This is a genomic window from Ensifer sp. Root127 (assembly GCF_001425225.1).
Classification (GTDB): domain Bacteria; phylum Pseudomonadota; class Alphaproteobacteria; order Rhizobiales; family Rhizobiaceae; genus Ensifer; species Ensifer canadensis.
On sequence record NZ_LMDX01000011.1, the window covers coordinates 204,451 to 221,289 of the forward strand.

15 protein-coding genes are annotated in these 16,839 nt (G+C 61.4%); 3 read left to right on the forward strand and 12 right to left on the reverse strand.

The window, feature by feature from the left end:
• Positions 1 to 48 precede the first annotated feature (48 nt).
• A complete protein-coding gene (locus tag ASD03_RS14030; RefSeq protein ID WP_025426793.1) occupies positions 49 to 666 on the forward strand; it encodes a GntR family transcriptional regulator in 618 nt (205 codons plus the stop codon).
• Between the two features lie 4 nt (positions 667 to 670).
• Here the strand turns inward: ASD03_RS14030 and ASD03_RS14035 are convergent, their stop codons facing one another.
• From ASD03_RS14035 to cysG, 6 genes are all read right to left on the reverse strand, one after another.
• The gene (locus ASD03_RS14035; RefSeq protein WP_057214233.1) at positions 671 to 2,173 is read right to left on the reverse strand and encodes an acetyl-CoA hydrolase/transferase family protein; all 1,503 of its coding nucleotides are present in this window, start codon (positions 2,171 to 2,173) and stop codon (positions 671 to 673) included.
• A 275-nt stretch (positions 2,174 to 2,448) separates the two neighbouring features.
• Positions 2,449 to 3,261 (reverse strand): ferredoxin--NADP reductase, encoded by an 813-nt coding sequence (locus tag ASD03_RS14040; protein WP_025426791.1) that lies wholly within the window; start codon positions 3,259 to 3,261, stop codon positions 2,449 to 2,451.
• Between the two features lie 147 nt (positions 3,262 to 3,408).
• Positions 3,409 to 3,909, reverse strand: coding sequence for a DUF934 domain-containing protein (locus tag ASD03_RS14045; protein ID WP_057214209.1), 501 nt, complete (start codon positions 3,907 to 3,909; stop codon positions 3,409 to 3,411).
• 16 nt (positions 3,910 to 3,925) lie between these two features.
• A complete protein-coding gene (locus ASD03_RS14050) occupies positions 3,926 to 5,599 on the reverse strand; it encodes a nitrite/sulfite reductase (RefSeq protein ID WP_025426789.1) in 1,674 nt (557 codons plus the stop codon).
• A gap of 14 nt (positions 5,600 to 5,613) precedes the next feature.
• Complete coding sequence (locus ASD03_RS14055; protein WP_025426788.1) at positions 5,614 to 5,928, reverse strand: DUF2849 domain-containing protein; 315 nt, start codon at positions 5,926 to 5,928, stop codon at positions 5,614 to 5,616.
• Between the two features lie 10 nt (positions 5,929 to 5,938).
• Positions 5,939 to 7,396 (reverse strand): siroheme synthase CysG, encoded by a 1,458-nt coding sequence (gene cysG, locus ASD03_RS14060; RefSeq protein ID WP_025426787.1) that lies wholly within the window; start codon positions 7,394 to 7,396, stop codon positions 5,939 to 5,941.
• Between the two features lie 231 nt (positions 7,397 to 7,627).
• Here cysG and ASD03_RS14065 point away from each other — a divergent pair, with 231 nt between their 5' ends.
• Both ASD03_RS14065 and mazG read left to right on the forward strand, forming a co-directional pair.
• A complete protein-coding gene (locus ASD03_RS14065; RefSeq protein WP_025426786.1) occupies positions 7,628 to 8,215 on the forward strand; it encodes a nucleoside deaminase in 588 nt (195 codons plus the stop codon).
• Between the two features lie 4 nt (positions 8,216 to 8,219).
• Positions 8,220 to 9,053, forward strand: coding sequence for a nucleoside triphosphate pyrophosphohydrolase (mazG, locus tag ASD03_RS14070; protein ID WP_025426785.1), 834 nt, complete (start codon positions 8,220 to 8,222; stop codon positions 9,051 to 9,053).
• Between the two features lie 26 nt (positions 9,054 to 9,079).
• On the opposite strand, the gene hflX is transcribed toward mazG, so the two are convergent.
• The 6 genes from hflX to ASD03_RS14100 form a co-directional block, all read right to left on the reverse strand.
• Positions 9,080 to 10,405, reverse strand: coding sequence for a GTPase HflX (hflX, locus tag ASD03_RS14075; RefSeq protein ID WP_057205085.1), 1,326 nt, complete (start codon positions 10,403 to 10,405; stop codon positions 9,080 to 9,082).
• Positions 10,406 to 10,483: 78 nt separating this feature from the next.
• On the reverse strand, positions 10,484 to 10,726 hold the full coding sequence (hfq, locus tag ASD03_RS14080; protein WP_003535434.1) for an RNA chaperone Hfq: 243 nt from the start codon (positions 10,724 to 10,726) through the stop codon (positions 10,484 to 10,486).
• 110 nt (positions 10,727 to 10,836) lie between these two features.
• Positions 10,837 to 11,700 (reverse strand): D-amino-acid transaminase, encoded by an 864-nt coding sequence (locus tag ASD03_RS14085; protein ID WP_025426783.1) that lies wholly within the window; start codon positions 11,698 to 11,700, stop codon positions 10,837 to 10,839.
• A gap of 15 nt (positions 11,701 to 11,715) precedes the next feature.
• Positions 11,716 to 13,092: a Trk system potassium transporter TrkA gene (gene trkA, locus ASD03_RS14090; RefSeq protein ID WP_025426782.1), complete on the reverse strand. Its 1,377-nt coding sequence runs from the start codon at positions 13,090 to 13,092 to the stop codon at positions 11,716 to 11,718.
• Between the two features lie 52 nt (positions 13,093 to 13,144).
• Positions 13,145 to 14,509 carry a two-component system response regulator NtrX gene (gene ntrX, locus ASD03_RS14095; protein ID WP_025426781.1) on the reverse strand — a complete coding sequence of 455 codons (1,365 nt, stop codon included), beginning with the start codon at positions 14,507 to 14,509 and terminating at the stop codon, positions 13,145 to 13,147.
• Positions 14,499 to 16,769, reverse strand: a complete 2,271-nt coding sequence (locus tag ASD03_RS14100) for a PAS domain-containing sensor histidine kinase (protein WP_025426780.1) — start codon at positions 16,767 to 16,769, stop codon at positions 14,499 to 14,501. Before ASD03_RS14100 ends, ntrX begins: the two co-directional genes overlap by 11 nt.
• Between the last annotated feature and the right edge of the window lie 70 nt (positions 16,770 to 16,839).

The window sequence follows — 16,839 nt, forward strand, 5'->3', positions numbered from 1 at the left end:
AAACGAAACTGTGCCACGTTCTGATATATCAGAAACTGTGGGATGCGTATGTCGGTTCACTCCCAGGCCCACCTCGCCTATCTCGCCCTCGAGCGACTGATCGTCACGCTCAAGCTTGTGCCCGGCATGCTGCTGACGGAAAAGCAGCTGATCGAGCTTGCCGGTCATGGCCGTACGCCCGTGCGTGAAGCCATTCAGAAACTCGCCTGGCAGGAACTGATGGAGGTTCGCCCGCGTGTCGGCCTGCAGATAACGACAATCGGGCCGGACGATCGAGCGCATGTGATGCAAACCCGTCAAAAGCTGGAACCGCTGGCGGCAAGCCTGGTGGCGGAGCATGCCGACGCGGATGCACGACGAGCCATGAAGGGATGCGCCGCAGAGATGAGCCGATGCGCGGATGCCGGCGATCTCGAAGGCTTCCTCGTGGCCGACAAGGTCTTCGATGAACTGATGGAGGAGGCCTGCCCCAATACGTTCCTGACGGCCGCCCTCGCCCCGCTGCAGACGCACGCTCGACGCATCTGGTTTGCCGACGCAACCGTTGAGCGAATGCGCGGATCGGTCGACCGCCACATCGAGGCGATCGACGCCATCGTGCTTGCCGACGCCGAGGGTGCCGCGGCGGCGATGTCAGCCTTGATGGACTACCTGGCTCGGGATTGAGGCATCAGGCGCCCGGCAACATGCTGCCCGTCTTCAGCCGACGTACATGCCAGTCGAAGGCTTCCTCGAGGATATGCGGCGTCTGCCCCGCACGCGCTGCAACAGCCCGCTTGAAGTAATCCCCCAGCAACTCGCGGTAAGCGGGATGGCAACAGTTGCGGATGATGATCGGCGCGCGCTCGCGCGGCGCCAGCCCGCGGAGATCCGCAAGCCCGTGCTCGGTGACCAGAATATCGACGTCATGCTCCGTGTGGTCCACATGGGAAACCATCGGCACCACGGACGAGATCGCCCCACCCTTGGCCACCGATTTGGCGACGAAGATCGACAGGAAGGCGTTGCGGGCAAAATCGCCGGAACCGCCGATGCCGTTCATCATGTCGGTGCCGCCGACATGGGTCGAATTGACGTTGCCGTAGATATCGAACTCGAGCGCGGTGTTGATGCCGATGACGCCCAGGCGCCGGATGATTTCCGGGTGGTTGCTGACCTCCTGCGGCCGCAGGATCACCCTGTCCTTGTAGGCGCGGATGTTGCGAAAGACGCGATCGGCCCAGGCGCTGCTCAGCGTCATCGATGCCGCCGAGGCGAAGCTGAGCTTGCCGGCCTCAAAGAGCTCGAAGGTGCTGTCCTGCAGCACTTCGCTGTACATGCGCAGATCATGAAAGGGGCTGTCGACGGGGCCGCTCAGAACCGAATTCGCAATAACGCCAATACCCGCCTGCAACGGGTTCAACGTCATGTCGAGCCTACCCTTGCGCACCTCGTCCTGAAGAAAGCCGATCAGGTGGCCCGCGATCGAATTGGTCTCGGCATCGGGCGGCGAAATGCGCGCGGCACTGTCCTGCTTTTCGGTGATGACGATCGCGGCAATCTTGTCCGGATCAACAGGGATATAGGGCGAGCCGACGCGAATGTCGCAGGCAACGACCGGGATCGGCGTGCGCGATGGGCGTTTCGCCGGGATGTAGATGTCGTGCAGCCCCTCAAGCTCCGGGCTGTGGCTGAGATTGAGCTCGACAATCACTTTCTTGGCGAGGATCGCAAAACTTGCGGAGTTGCCGACCGATGTCGAAGGAACGATGCCGCCATCCTCGGTGATCGCCACGGCCTCGACGACGGCATAGTCGATCGGGCTGATCTGGCCGGAGCGGAGTTGCTCGACGGTCTCAGACAGATGCTGGTCGATGAACATGACCTCGCCGCGGTTGATCGCCGCGCGAAGGGCCGGATCGGACTGGAAGGGAAGCCGGCGTGCGAGAACACCCGCTTCCGTCAGGATCTTGTCGATGTCGTGCCCAAGCGAGGCCCCGGTCATCAAGGTGATGCGAAACTTCTCCTGCGCCGCACGCTGCGCCATGGCCAACGGCACCGCCTTGGCGTCGCCTGCCTTGGTAAAGCCGCTCATGCCGATCGTCATGCCATCCTCGATGAGCGCCGCCGCCGCCTCCGGCGTGACGATCCGGTCATGCAACGATTTGCGGCGAATTCTGGTCTCAAGGCTCATGGGCCACTCCCTGCAAGATCCGCTGTCGCCGGCGATCTCCGGCGGGGACTCCTTCTTGGCCGTTCGTTCCGCATGGACGCGGTCGAGCGACATATGAAAATGCTGGGGAACGATAGTGTCTGCGAAAGGCTGCCGGTACGCTGATTGCTCAGATCGGGGCTGCCGGAAACGCATAGCTCATGCTCCGGTCGCGACTGTCGCACAGATGCGAAAAAGGGCGCACCCGATGATGCGCCCTCCAAATGCTGCGACGATGTTTCGTATCTTGTCGTCAGTTAGCCGACAAAGGCGCGCTCGATGACGAACTCGGCCGGCTTGTTGTTGGACCCCTCGGTCAGGCCTGCGGCCTCGAGGATTTCCTTGGTGTCCTTCAACATTGCCGTCGAGCCGCAGATCATTCCGCGATCGATGGCTGGGTCGAGCGGCGGCAGACCGAGATCGGCAAAGAATTTGCCGTTGACCATCAGGTCGGTCACACGGCCCTTGAAGGGATAGTCCTCGCGGGTCACCGTCGCATAATGGCGAAGCTTGTCGCCGACGATCTCGTTCAGGAATTCGTGATTGCGAATTTCCTCGACGAGGTCGAAACCGTATTTCAGCTCGGCCACATCGCGGCAGGTGTGCGTGAGGATGACTTCCTCAAACTTCTCGTAGGTCTCGGGGTCGCGGATCAGGCTGGCGAAAGGCGCAATGCCGGTGCCGGTCGAGAACATGTAGAGCCTGCGGCCGGGAACCAGCGCGTCGAGCACCAGCGTGCCGGTCGGCTTCTTGCGCATCAGCACCTTGTCGCCTGGCTTGATCGCCTGCAGGTGAGATGTCAGCGGGCCATCAGGAACCTTGATCGAGAAGAATTCGAGTTCCTCGTCCCAGGCCGGGCTTGCGATCGAGTAGGCGCGGTAGACGGGTTTGTCGCCGACCATCAAACCAATCATCGCAAACTCGCCGGAGCGGAAGCGGAACTCCGCAGGACGGGTCATGCGGAAGCGGAAGAGCCGATCCGTATAGTGGGTGACGCTCGTCACCGTTTCAACGAAGACACCGGCGGGTGCCTGGATCGCGAAATCTTCCGTTTTTGCCGGAGCATTCATCGTGGCTACAGTCCTGTAAATGATGACCCTGTCTATCAACAATACGCGGATATTCCAAGCCGCACTCAACGGGAAGGAATTCCCTTCTAAATATAGTCGCTTTCGCGCATTTCGGCGTGCTTCACACTGTCGCGGTCAGCACTGCCTTCAAGAAACGCGCCGCCAGCTATAGGACCTGGCGTCAGCAGAGGGTCTCGCGGTCGGCTGATAGTGGTTGGCGATACCGGCCAACCGGCCTTCCGTCAGACGCTTCAGGGCCATGGCATTGGTTACCGCGAAACTGTCGACGCCGCAACGCAGCATCAACGGGATCTGATCGATCAGAACGTCGCCGACAGCCCTCACCTCACCGGCAAAACCAAGCCGCGCGCGCAGCAGCGACGCATGGCTGAAAGCCCGCCCGTCATTGAAGGCCGGGAACGCGACCGCGACCAGCGCAATACGATCGAGATAGGGTTGTAGCTTGGCAACGTCATCTGCAGGAGCGACGACTACGCCTAAACCCACCTCGTCCGTCTCAGCCACCTTGGCGAGAAACGTCTCGAAGCCGAGTATCGCCTTCTCGTTGGAACCCGCTTTGGTCTCGTCGTTTTCGATGATCCAGGGATCGTCGCTCACAAAGCCGGTTTCTTTCCAGATTTTTGTCATGTCCGTTCCTTGCGCCTCAAGCGGCTTCCTGTGCGCTGCCGCCGTAGAGCGCGTCCTTGAAGGGTTGCGGGCCGACGCGACGGTACGCTTCGAGGAACGTCTCCGACTTGTCATTGCGCAGCCCGAGATAGGTATCGACGATCGTTTCGATCGCGTCGGTCACCTTTTCCGGTTCGAAACCGCGACCGATGATCTCGCCGATCGACGTGTTCTCGTCGCCGGAGCCGCCGAGCGTGATCTGATAGAGTTCCGCCCCCTTCTTCTCTACGCCGAGCAGGCCGATATGGCCAACGTGGTGATGGCCGCAGGCATTGATGCAGCCGGAGATCTTGATCTTCAGTTCGCCGATCTCAGCCTGACGTTCAGGCGCGCCGAAGCGCGTCGAGATCTCCTGCGCCACCGGGATGGAGCGCGCATTTGCAAGCGCGCAGTAGTCGAGCCCGGGACAGGCAATGATATCGGTGATCAGTCCGGCATTGGCTGTCGCCAGGCCGGCAACGACGAGCGCCCGGTAGATCGGCTCCAGATCAGCCAGAGCCACATGCGGCAGGATCAGGTTCTGCTCGTGGCTGACACGGATCTCGTCGAAGGCATACTCCTCGGCGATGTCTGCAACAGCCTCCATCTGCGCGTCGGTCGCGTCCCCCGGAATGCCGCCGATCGGCTTCAGCGAGATCGTCACCATGCCGTAGTCCGGATGCTTGTGCGGCTGCACGTTCTGGTGAACCCAGCGTGAGAATTCCGGATCGGTCTTCTTCCAGCGCGCCAGACTTTCCCAGCCCTCGGCACGCGGCTCCAGCGCTGGCGGCGCGAAATAGGTGGAGATGGCCTGAATATCAGCTTCTGGAAGCTTCAGCTCCGTATCCTTCAGCGCCGCGAACTCGACCTCGACCTGACGGGAAAGCTCTTCGGCACCGGTTTCGTGGACGAGGATCTTGATGCGCGCCTTGTACTTGTTGTCGCGACGGCCATGCAGGTTGTACACGCGCATGATCGCCGTCGTGTAGGACAGCAGGTCCTCTTCCGGCAGGAAGTCCCGGATCTTCTTGGCAATCATCGGCGTGCGGCCCTGTCCGCCACCGACATAAACGGCAAAGCCGATGCGGCCGTCCTCATCCTTTTTCAGGTGCAGGCCGATGTCGTGCACCTGGATCGCGGCGCGGTCGCGCTCAGCACCTGTGACAGCAATCTTGAACTTGCGCGGCAGGAACGAGAATTCCGGGTGAACGCTCGACCATTGTCTGAGGATTTCGGCATAAGGCCTTGGATCAGCGACTTCATCGGCAGCAGCGCCGGCGAAATGATCGGCCGTCACATTGCGAATGCAATTGCCCGACGTCTGCAACGCGTGCATCTCGACGCTTGCCAGCTCATCCAGGATATCCGGCGTGTCGGAAAGGCGCGGCCAGTTGTACTGGATGTTCTGACGGGTGGTGAAGTGGCCATAGCCGCGGTCATACTTGCGGGCGATGTGGGCGAGCATACGCATCTGGCGGCTGGACAGCGTGCCATAGGGGATCGCAACGCGCAGCATGTAGGCGTGCAACTGCAGGTATACGCCATTCATCAGGCGCAGCGGCTTGAATGCGTCTTCGGCCAACTCGCCACTCAGGCGGCGCTCGACCTGATCGCGGAACTGGTCGACGCGCGAGGAGACGAAGGCATGATCGAATTCATCGTAACGGTACATGTTGTATCGGTTCCTCAGGCAGCAAAGTTCGGGCCGGCAAGGCCATTGTATCCGGCGGCATAGGGGATCGAAGGGCCTTCGGCCCGGATACGCTCGCGCATGCGCAAGGGCCGCAGGGTGCCGTTGACTTCCTCGACGTCGACGACATTGGCATCGACCACCTTGTTGTCGTCGAAGGCAACCTTGCCTGTCGCTTCCAGTGCGGTGACCGCCTCGGCATGGCGGGCGATGAAGGCCTGCTGGAGCGATTCGACCCAGTTGCCCGAGGCATCCAGCCAGACGGATATGCCATCCGAAAGCCGATTTGCCGTCAAAACCTTGTTCACCATGACGTTTCCCTTAGTTCAGAATCTGTTCGCTGCGCTCCGCAGCTTCGATCTTCGTTTGCTTGTTGGTGCGTTTGCCCGCCACCAGAGGCTCGGAACGCTCGAAATTCGCGCCGGCGACAGCGTCACCGATAATGACCATCACCGGGCCGGAAAGTTCCGTGCGGCCCTCTAGGTCCGGCAAGTCCTTCAGCGTGCCATGCATCAGCCGGCGATCGGCACGGCTGGCGTTCTCGATCACAGCCACGGTGGTTTCTGCGGGCAAGCCCGCCTGCATCAAGCGACCGGCAACCGACGCAGCGACAGTGCGGCCCATATAGACGGCGATCGTGGCGCCGGAGACGGCAAGCCGCGCCCAGTCGGGCAGCACTTCACCGGTCAGATCGTGGCCGGTTGTAAAGACCAGTGACGACGCGACGCCGCGCAGGGTCAGCGGCAGTTCGAAATCGGCAGCAGCGGCAAAGGCGGAAGTGATGCCCGGCACGATCTCATAGGTAATGCCCGCATCGCGCAATGCTGCCATCTCTTCGCCAGCACGGCCGTAGACAAGCGGATCGCCGGATTTCAGGCGAACGACGCGCTTGCCCTCACCCGCGAGCTCCACCAGCAGCTGGTTGATCTCGTCCTGCGACTTCGTGTGGCAACCCTTGCGCTTGCCGACGGAGAGCCTTTCCGCATCGCGGCGACCCATATCGACGATCGCCTGCGGCACCAGCGCATCATAGACGATCGCATCGGCTTCCATCATCACGCGCTGCGCCCTGAGCGTCAGCAGGTCTTCGGCGCCCGGACCGGCGCCGACGAGCCAGACGTGGCCCGCGGTGGCATGCGCGGCATCAAGCAGGCGAGAAGCCTCGCGGCGCGCGGCGGCGACATCACCCAGCGCAACCTTGTCCGCAACCGGCCCCTGGAAGAAACGGCGCCAGTACAGGCGGCGCGCAACGCCGCGCGGCACCAGTCGATCGACGGCATCACGATAGCTGGCTGCGAGCGACGCAACGAGCCCCAGCGACGGCGACAGCAGCTGGTCGATCTGTGCCCGGATCATCTGGGCAAGCACCGGGCCGGCGCCTTCGGTGCCGATCGCAACGGCAACTGGTGCGCGATTGACGAGCGCCGGCGTGAAGAAATCGCAGTAGTCGGGCTGGTCGACGGCATTTGCCGGGATTTTCTGTTCGCGTGCAGCAATGACGATCTGGCGATCCTTGGCCGCATTGCCAGTCGCGGCAAACACAAGGATGACGCCTTCAAGCTGGTGCGGAGCGAAGGTATCGCGCACGGTTTCAATCACGCGCTCGCCGAGGTATGCCGCGAAGTCTGCCTCGGGCGCGTCCGCGTAGACGACGATCGAAGCTTCGGTGTTGAGCAGCAACCGCACCTTTGCAAAGGCCTCGTCGCCATTGCCGAACACCGCCACGCGCTTTTGCGCGACGCGAAAGAATGCGGGAAAGACGGAGAGCTGCTGCACCATGTTCTTGCAATCGGTTCCTACTACAGGCTCCGCTGAATATCCCGCATAGCCCACGGCAATTGAAGAAACAGAAATTTCAATGGCTTTCGGGTCACGTATTGTTTTGCTCGGCCATGCAGCATTTTGAGCAAATATCTCCGGAAGGGCCGGCCGGTGGCGCTGTCGGTGGCCATTGCGCCAAAGGGGCAACCTCCGTTAAATGCCGCAACACATCTGCCGGAGACTGAAGACATGACACAATCCGAACTGGCCGAACGGCTGCTCAACGTGATCGAGCAGGACATCCTGCCCCTGACGGAAAAGGGTGTCGCCGCAGGCAACAAGGTGTTCGGCGCCGCGATCCTGCGCAAAACAGACCTTTCTCTCGTTCTCGCCGAGACCAACAACGAGACCGAAAACCCGCTCTGGCACGGTGAAGTGCACACGCTCAAGCGCTTCTACGAGATGGCAGAAAAGCCTGACACGCGCGATCTGATCTTCCTTTCCACGCACGAGCCTTGCTCGATGTGCCTGTCGGCGATCACCTGGGCGGGCTTTGACAATTTCTACTATTTCTTCAGCCACGAAGATTCGCGCGACAGCTTCTCCATTCCGCACGACCTGAAGATCCTGAAGGAAGTGTTCCTGCTTGAACCCGGCGGCTACGCGCAGAACAACGCCTTCTGGACGTCGTCGTCGATCGCAGCGGTCGCAAAGGACGCCGACCAGTCAACGCGAGAGAAGCTTGCGGCCCAGGACGCGCGCATCCGCGAGCGCTATCAGCACCTGTCCGACAGCTACCAGTCGGGCAAAAACGACAACGCCATTCCGTTGAACTGATCCCATGGAACCATCACGCGACATCAAGGGCCTTCTCGACATCATGCAGGCGCTCAGGCAGCCGGAGACCGGCTGCCCCTGGGACGTCGTCCAGACGTTCGAAACGATCAAGCCCTATACGATCGAGGAAGCCTACGAAGTTGCCGACGCAATCGAGCGCGGCGACATGCATGACCTTTGCGACGAGCTGGGCGACCTGCTGCTGCAGGTGGTTTTTCACGCCCGCATGGCCGAAGAGGCCGGCGAATTCGCCTTCGGCGATGTCGTCGAGGCCGTTACGCGCAAGATGATCCGCCGCCACCCGCATGTTTTCGCCCGTTCGGACGCCGACACGCCGGAAACGGTCAAGACCCAGTGGGACAAGATCAAGCAGGCTGAAAAGGCCGAGCGCCAGGCGCGGCGCGCCACACGCGGCCTGCCATCCGACGGCGCTGCCAGTCATCTGGGCTCGATCCAGCGCAGCTTCCCGGCCCTTATCGAGGCGCTGAAGCTTCAGGAGCGCGCCGCCAAAGTCGGTTTCGACTGGTCGGAGCCGGAACCGATCCTCGACAAGATCGAGGAAGAGATCGGCGAGCTGCGCCAAGCGCTGCGGGAAAAGGACCGTGCGAAGGTAGCCGATGAACTCGGCGACCTGATCTTTGCGGTGGTGAATATCGGCCGGCATGTCGGCGCCGACCCTGAAATGGCGCTGCGCGGCACCAACACCAAGTTCCGCCGCCGTTTTGCCCATATCGAGCATGAGCTTGAAGCTCACGGAGAAACGCTCGAGGCGGCAACGCTGGAACGGATGGAAGAACTCTGGCAAGCGGCCAAGGCGATCGAACGGCAATTGGCCTGAGGCGATAGCGCCTCAGGCAGAAGATCTTACCAGTCTTCGGCGACCGGCTTCGGCCCGTTGCCGAGACGCCGCTCCAGGTCCACAGCCTCGTTTTCGGTCAGGCGCAGATCGAGGCTGACCGTGCCGTCCTCGAGATCTTCGCGACCATCGACGATCGCGTGTTCGTAGACCCAGGGCAGAAGCTGCAACTGATCGACGCCGAGAACGACGGTGCACTCTGTCAAGACGCCGGACAGACGACGACCGATCTCGGCAAGCAGCACGTCGACGCCCTCGCCTGTAATCGCCGAGACCGCCACGGTGTTATCAGTGCTTGCAGCCTTGTTCGTCAGGGCTTCGCGCGCTTCCGGCTCAAGCCGGTCGATCTTGTTCCAGACTTCGACAAGCCTCGCTGCCGCTTCCTTCTCGTCGATACCGAGATCAGCAAGGATGCGCAGAACGTCACTTGCCTGCGCCTGATTGTCCGGATCGGAAAGATCGCGCACATGCAGGATCAGGTCGGCTTCGAGCACCTCTTCGAGCGTCGCACGGAAGGCGGCGACAAGATGCGTCGGCAGGTCGGAGATGAAGCCGACTGTGTCGGACAGGATCACCATGCGGCCATGCGGCAGTTTCAACCGCCGCAGCGTCGGGTCGAGCGTTGCAAACAGCATGTCCTCGGCCAGCACGCCGGCTCCGGTCATTCTGTTGAACAGCGTCGATTTGCCGGCGTTGGTGTAGCCGACAAGCGCCACGATCGGGTGCGGAACCTTCTTGCGCTTGGAGCGATGCAATTGCCGGGTGCGGCGAACCTGCTCCAGCTCGCGCTCGAGCTTGACGATGCGGTCCTGCAGCAGGCGCCGGTCGGCCTCGATCTGAGTTTCGCCGGGGCCGCCCATGAAGCCGCCACCACCGCGCTGACGCTCAAGGTGGGTCCAGCTGCGCACGAGCCGGCCCTTCTGATAATTGAGATGCGCCAGATCGACCTGCAGCGTGCCTTCCTTGGTGGAAGCGCGTCGCCCGAAGATTTCAAGGATCAGGCCCGTCCGGTCGATGACCTTGGCGTTCCATTCCTTTTCCAGGTTGCGCTGCTGCACGGGCGTCAGCGGATGGTCAACGATGACGAGGCCGGCATCCTGTTCGACGAGGATGTGGCCAATCTCTTCGATCTTGCCGGTGCCCAACAGCGTCCCCGGCTTTGGCTGAGCCACTGAAACGATGGCGCCATGAACGACGTTCAGGTCGATCGCCCGAGCCAGGCCAGTCGCCTCCTCCAGCCGACTTTCGTCGGTGCGGGTGCTGGTTGCAGAGAGAGTTTCAGCCGCCTGCCTGCCGGTCTTTTTCAGAACCGGCACGATCACGACCGCGCGCATGTCGTCGCGGAGCGTTTCAAGCTCCGGAATGATCGACGACGACTTTGAATCCCGTTTGGTAATGTGCCTAACGTCCCGTCAGGATGCGGCTTCTTCGTTCTCGAACATCTGCAGCGGCTGGCCCGGCATGATGGTCGAGATCGCGTGCTTGTAGACGAGCTGCGAATGACCATCGCGGCGCAACAACACACAGAAATTGTCAAAAGACGTGACGACGCCCGTCAATTTGACGCCATTGATAAGAAAAATTGTCAGAGAAATCTTCTGTTTGCGGACCGTATTGAGAAAAAGATCCTGCAAGTTCTGAGAACGTTCCGCCATCGCGCCGATTCTTTCTTATTTGCCGACGTCTCGCGCCGGTGCATTTTGTCTATTTTTTCAATCAGAGGCGTCACAAGTACGCTTCCCCCGACACCTCTGTCAGTTTGGTATCAAATCAATGTCTTTTCCGCAACGCCGAAAAAGGCTTCACGAATATTCTGTGCTATGCTTCCCGGATGACCGTTGCCGATCGGTTTGCCGTCGATGGAAACGACCGGAAAACAGATGCTCGTGGCGGCAGTGATGAAGACTTCGCGGGCTGCGAGCATGTCGTCGACGGTGAATGCTCTTTCCTCGATCCTGATGCCAAGAGGTGCTGCGACGTCCATCAGGGTCGTGCGGGTGATGCCTCTCAGGATACCGTGATCGGCCGGGCGCGTGCGCAGCACGCCGTCGCGATCGACGATCCAGACGTTGGTGGCGGCGCCCTCTTTCACCGTACCATCGGGGTCGACGAAGATCGCCTCGTGGGCGCCCTCCTCCTTGGCCCTCTGGCGGGCAAGCACGTTCGGCAACAAGCCGACCGACTTGATGTCGACGCGATCCCAGCGGTTCTCCGGAACCGTGATCGCGGAGATGCCTTCGGCATTTTTCCTGGCGATCACTGCGGCATCGGTGCGTTTCGCCGTCACCACGATGGTCGGCACAGTACCCTTTGCCGGAAACACGTGATCGCGGCGCGCGGTACCACGCGTCACCTGCATGTAGAACAGGCCGTTTCGCACCCGGTTGCGGCGCAGCACCTCGCGGATAACGTGGATCAGCGCGGCTCGGCTCATCGGCCAATCGATGCGAAGTTCGCTTAAGGATCTGCTGAGGCGGTCGAGATGCCGGGTCAGATCGACGATGAAGCCATGACGGATCTCGCAGACTTCGTAGACCCCGTCGGCGAACTGGTAGCCGCGGTCTTCGATGTGGATGGCAGCATCGGCGTGCGGCACGTAGGCGCCGTTGACATAGGCAATTCTCGGCATGGCTTTTGTTTGACCTCAGAAGAACTGGATGCTGACGCGGAAAAGCTGCTCGACATGGCGCACCGAATCGGCAGACGCAAAGAGCACCACGCGGTCCTTGGCCTTGATCTTGGTGTCACCGTGCGGGCGAATGAATGTCTGGTCCCGGTAGAGGGCGCCGATGCGGATGCCGTCGGGCAGATCCAGCTCGCGTAGCGCCTTGCCGACCAGCGGCGACGTCTCCAGCGCTTCTGCTTCGATCACTTCCGCCATCCCCTTCTGGACGGCATAGACCGAGCGGATGCGCCCCTTGCGCACATGCTGGAGAACGCGCGAGATCGTGACCGCACGCGGGTTGATATAGGCATCAACGCCGGCGGTTCCCGCGAAGTCCTGGTAGGACGGCTCGTTGATCAGGACGAGTGTCGATTTGGCACCGAGGCGTTTTGCCATCATGCTGCCGAGGATATTGATCTGGTCGTTGTTGGTCAGCGCCACGACCAGGTCTGCGTCCTGCACGTCGGCCTGCATCAGGATGCGCTGATCCATCGCCGAACCGTTGAGGACGACCGTGTTGCTGAGCTTGTCAGCCATCATCACGGCTCGGTCGCGGTCGCTTTCGATCAGCTTGACGCGGGTTCTCGGCTGGTTTTCCTCGATCGCCTTGGCGACGAAATAGCCGATATTGCCGCCGCCGAGGATGACGATACGACGCGCTTCCTGTTCTTCGTGGCCGAACAGAGACAGTGTCCGGCGCGCATGATCCCGGTCGCAGACAACATAGGCAAGGTCGCCGGTCTGCAATTGATCCGTCGAATGCGGCACGATCAGCTTGCCGTTGCGGAAGATGCCGGTCACGGTTGCCTGCAGATCGGGAAACAGCTCGCTCAGCTGCTGCAGCGGCGTGTCGACGACCGGGCAGTCTTCCATGCACTCGATCGCCACCATGGCAATACGGTCGTCGGCAAAGCGCACAACATCCGTAGCGCCGGGGAACGAAATGCGCCGAAGCACCAATCGCCCGACTTCGACCTCGGGCGAAATGGTCACATCGATCGGGACGTTCTCGCGGGAGAACAGGTTGGCGTATTCCGGCGCCAGATAATTCTGCGCTCTGATACGGGCGACCTTGGTCGGCACGCTGAAGATCGCATGCGCCACTTCGCAGGCGACGATGTTGACTTCGTCGAACAGCGTGACCGCAATCAGCATGTCGGCCTGGTCGGCACCGGCTTTTGCCAGCACATCCGGATGGGCGCCGTGTCCAACATAGCCGCGCACATCGAGGCTTTCGGTAATGTTGGCAATCAACGCCGCCGAGGTGTCGATCACCGAGACGTCATTGTCTTCCTGAGCAAGCCGTTCGGCGATGCCGTAGCCGACCTGCCCCGCACCACAAATGATCACCTTCATGTCGTTGTTTCACCCAGGAACAGGCGGCCACCAGCCGGAAGAAGTTTACCGCTCAAACGCCCAGCGACTTTAGCTTGCGATGAAGCGCCGACCGCTCCATTCCAACGAATTCGGCGGTGCGGGAAATATTGCCGCCGAATCGGTTGATCTGAGCGATCAGATAATCGCGCTCGAACATTTCGCGAGCCTCGCGCAGCGGCAGCGTCATGATGTGCTGGTCGCCCTGCGCGGAGATCTTCGGCAAGGTATCGCCAACCTCGGTCGGCAGCATGTCGGCCGAGATCGGCGTGTCAGGACCGTCGCTGCGGGCAAGGATCATCAGGCGCTCGATATTGTTGCGCAGCTGGCGAATGTTGCCCGGCCAGTCGTGGGCCTGCAGCACGGCAAGCGCATCGTCGCCGATCTTGCGCGGGCGAATGCCCGCCTGCTCGCTGACCTGGCGCATGAACATATCGACGAGAAACGGAATGTCCTCACGGCGCTCGGCCAGCGCCGGCACCCGCACGGGGATGACCGCGAGCCGGTGGAAGAGATCTTCGCGGAAAAGACCTTCGGAGATCATATTTTCGAGGTTGTAGGCTGTCGAGGAGATGATGCGGACATCGACCTTGACGCGCTTGGTGCCGCCGACCCGTTCGAACTGCTGATCGACGAGAACACGCAGGATCTTGTTTTGCGTTTCACGCGGCATTTCGCCGACCTCGTCGAGATAGAGGATGCCGCCATGTGCCTCTTCGAGCGCACCCGTTCTGCGCGGCTGCCCCGGCGTTCCCTCGGTTCCGAAAAGCGCGATCTCCATCCTGTCGGGTGTGATCGCCGCAGCGTTCAACGCCACGAACGGCCCGGTCGAGCGTGTCGACTTGCGGTGGATCATGCGCGCCACCAGCTCCTTGCCGGAGCCGGACGGTCCCTGGATCATGATGCGGCTGTTGGTCGGCGCGACCTTTTCGACGGTCTGCCGGAGTTGCGAAACGGCAACGGAGGTACCGATCAGCTCGACCGGGTCGCCCGACTTCTTCTTCAGCTCCGAGACTTCGCGCTTCAGCTTGGAGTTCTCGAGCGCGCGCTCGGCGATCAGGATCAGACGGTCGGCCTTGAACGGCTTCTCGATGAAATCATAGGCGCCGCGCTTGATGGCGTTGACGGCCGTCTCGATGTTGCCGTGACCCGAGATCATGACAACAGGCAAATCGGGATGGCGTCCCTTGATCTCGTCGAGCAAAGCGAGGCCGTCGAGGCGGCTGCCCTGCATCCAGATATCGAGAAAGACGAGCCGCGGCACGCGGTCGCTGATCGCTGCGAGCGCACTGTCGCTGTCGAAAGCCGTTCGGGTCTCGTGCCCCTCGTCGGACAAGATGCCGGATACGATCTCGCGAATGTCTTCCTCATCGTCCACAACCAGAATGTCAGCGGCCATCGCTCGTACCCTTACCCTTCAAAGTGTCTTCGCCCCCGGCTTCTCCGGCGGGCGGCAGGATCACGCGGATCATTGCTCCGACGCCGCCATCGAAATCGGCCGGTGCGTCGTGCAATTCCAGTTGTCCGCCATGGTCCTCAATGATCTTCTTGACGATGGCGAGGCCAAGGCCCGTGCCCTTCTCGCGCATCGTCATATACGGTTCTAAAATTCTATGCCGGTTCTCGGTCGGCAGGCCTTTGCCATTGTCGATGACATCGACGACAAACCGGCCGCTGGTTCCGTCCCGTTGGCTCCGTACGTGCACTTTCGGCTCGCCACGGACAGCGTCCGTCGGCACCGCTTCGATCGACTCCACGGCATTCTTGACGATATTGCCGAAAGCCTGGCCGAGCATGCGGCCATCGAACATGCCCTCAAGCGGCTCGTTGCCAAAATCGCGAATGAAGCTGATGTGGTTGTTGCCCATTTCGCGCAGGAAGACCGCGTCCTTCAGGATGGCGCGCAGATCCACCTTCTCCTTCGTCGGCTTCGGCATGCGGGCAAAGGCAGAAAACTCGTCGACCATTCGGCCGATATCCTCGACCTGCCTGACAATCGTGTCGGTGCATTGATCGAAGACGACCCTGTCTTCCTGGTCGATCTGCTTGCCGTAGCGACGCTTCAGACGTTCGGCAGAAAGCTGGATCGGCGTCAGCGGGTTCTTGATTTCATGTGCGATGCGGCGCGCGACATCGGCCCAGGCGGTCGAGCGCTGTGCGATTACGAGATCTGTGATGTCGTCGATGGTGATGACGTAGGATTCGTTTGCCTCGCCGCCCTCTTCACGCGTCACCTGGACGTTCAGCGTGCGCTCGGTTCCGCCGCGCATGATGTTGATCTGCTTGCGGAAGTTGTTGCGGTACCGGCTTTCAGCTTCGACCAGCACTTCCTCGATCTCAGGCGCAACCGCGCGCAGATCGGCACCGAGCAGATCCGGCGCTGTCTTTTTCAGAAACTCTTCTGAAGAAGAGTTGGCAATGGTGATCTGCCGATCGCGGCCGACGCCGATGACAGCTGCCGTCACGCCTGAAAGCACGGCCTCGATGAACCGCCGCCGATGATCGACCTCATCCTTGGCCTCCAGAATCTGCTCCTGCTGGGTGCGGATTTCGGAGACCATCTTGTTGAACGTGCGCGAAAGATTGCCGACGTCGCCGTCGACGGCACGCACCGGCACCACGACGTCGAGATTGCCCGAGGCAACGCTGTCGGCGGCGCCGATCAGTTGCCGGATCGGCCGAACGATACGGTCGGCAACCGCGATTGCCGTCCAGATCGCCGCCAGCAGCACGATCAGCGCAAAGCCGATGTAGAGAACGCCGAAGGCGATCTGCGTGAAGGCGCGGCCCGCCTCTAGGGTCTTATATTCGGCGGTGTTTTCTTCCATCAGCCGCAGCGAACGCATCACTTCCGGATCGACGTTACGAACGGTGTAGAGATAGGTGCCGGGAATGTCGTCAAGCGGGATCACCGCCCCCACCAGGTTGGTAATCCCTGGTGGTATCAATGTCGGCTGGCCGGAAACCGAGCTTTTCAGCGCGTCCGGCGGGATGGCCGGCAAGGGCTTCTCCGTCGAGATATTGGCCTGGAGAATGGCGCTACCATCGGCACGGACGAGGAAGGCGCCAAGCATGCCGCGGCCCCTCGCCTGGCGCGTCACCAGCTCGGTAAAGCCGGTTCGGTCGAGGCTGTAGAGTTGCCGATTGCGCTCCAGATCGTTCGCCATCGACACGGTCTGGCCCTGCAGATAGCTGGCATTTTCCAGCACATAGGCTTGGGCGACGCTGATCGACGAGCGAACGATCGCTTGCGTCCGCAGCGAGAACCAGCGGTCAAGGCCGACATCCAGCGTTATGCTGGCGAAGATCGCGACCAGAATGGCAGGCGTGATGGCGACGATCGAAAACAGCGCGACGATGCGCACGTGAAGCCGTGCGGCAGCGCGGCCCTTGCGACGCGCGCGAAGCAATCTGAGGATCTCGCGAACGATGAGGTAGATCAGGCCGATCACGAACAGGCCGTTGATCGCCGCGCAGGCGATGAAGACGTTGCGCTCCAGTCTGATCGGCGTCAGCCCAAGCAAAACGAGCAGCGACAGGGTTGCGCAGACCAGGGCACCGATCGCCAGCATGAGGCCCGGCAGGGCAAAGGACGCGCGGCGGTCCTGCGCCGCGACTCCGTCATCTGTCCCCAGCGGCAAGGCCATTGCGTCCACCATATAAAGACATTCCCCCAACCGACGCCCGTGGGCACCGGCAATTCTCACTCACATTCCGGGTCAAGGTATT

Excerpts from the sequence above, each read along its gene's own strand:
- ASD03_RS14030 (WP_025426793.1), top strand. The coding sequence starts at position 49 with ATGTCGGTTCACTCCCAGGCCCACCTCGCCTATCTCGCCCTCGAGCGA.
- ASD03_RS14035 (WP_057214233.1), bottom strand. The coding sequence starts at position 2,173 with ATGAGCCTTGAGACCAGAATTCGCCGCAAATCGTTGCATGACCGGATC.
- ASD03_RS14040 (WP_025426791.1), bottom strand. The coding sequence starts at position 3,261 with ATGAATGCTCCGGCAAAAACGGAAGATTTCGCGATCCAGGCACCCGCC.
- ASD03_RS14045 (WP_057214209.1), bottom strand. The coding sequence starts at position 3,909 with ATGACAAAAATCTGGAAAGAAACCGGCTTTGTGAGCGACGATCCCTGG.
- ASD03_RS14050 (WP_025426789.1), bottom strand. The coding sequence starts at position 5,599 with ATGTACCGTTACGATGAATTCGATCATGCCTTCGTCTCCTCGCGCGTC.
- ASD03_RS14055 (WP_025426788.1), bottom strand. The coding sequence starts at position 5,928 with ATGGTGAACAAGGTTTTGACGGCAAATCGGCTTTCGGATGGCATATCC.
- cysG (WP_025426787.1), bottom strand. The coding sequence starts at position 7,396 with ATGGTGCAGCAGCTCTCCGTCTTTCCCGCATTCTTTCGCGTCGCGCAA.
- ASD03_RS14065 (WP_025426786.1), top strand. The coding sequence starts at position 7,628 with ATGACACAATCCGAACTGGCCGAACGGCTGCTCAACGTGATCGAGCAG.
- mazG (WP_025426785.1), top strand. The coding sequence starts at position 8,220 with ATGGAACCATCACGCGACATCAAGGGCCTTCTCGACATCATGCAGGCG.
- hflX (WP_057205085.1), bottom strand. The coding sequence starts at position 10,405 with ATGCGCGCGGTCGTGATCGTGCCGGTTCTGAAAAAGACCGGCAGGCAG.
- hfq (WP_003535434.1), bottom strand. The coding sequence starts at position 10,726 with ATGGCGGAACGTTCTCAGAACTTGCAGGATCTTTTTCTCAATACGGTC.
- ASD03_RS14085 (WP_025426783.1), bottom strand. The coding sequence starts at position 11,700 with ATGCCGAGAATTGCCTATGTCAACGGCGCCTACGTGCCGCACGCCGAT.
- trkA (WP_025426782.1), bottom strand. The coding sequence starts at position 13,092 with ATGAAGGTGATCATTTGTGGTGCGGGGCAGGTCGGCTACGGCATCGCC.
- ntrX (WP_025426781.1), bottom strand. The coding sequence starts at position 14,509 with ATGGCCGCTGACATTCTGGTTGTGGACGATGAGGAAGACATTCGCGAG.
- ASD03_RS14100 (WP_025426780.1), bottom strand. The coding sequence starts at position 16,769 with ATGGTGGACGCAATGGCCTTGCCGCTGGGGACAGATGACGGAGTCGCG.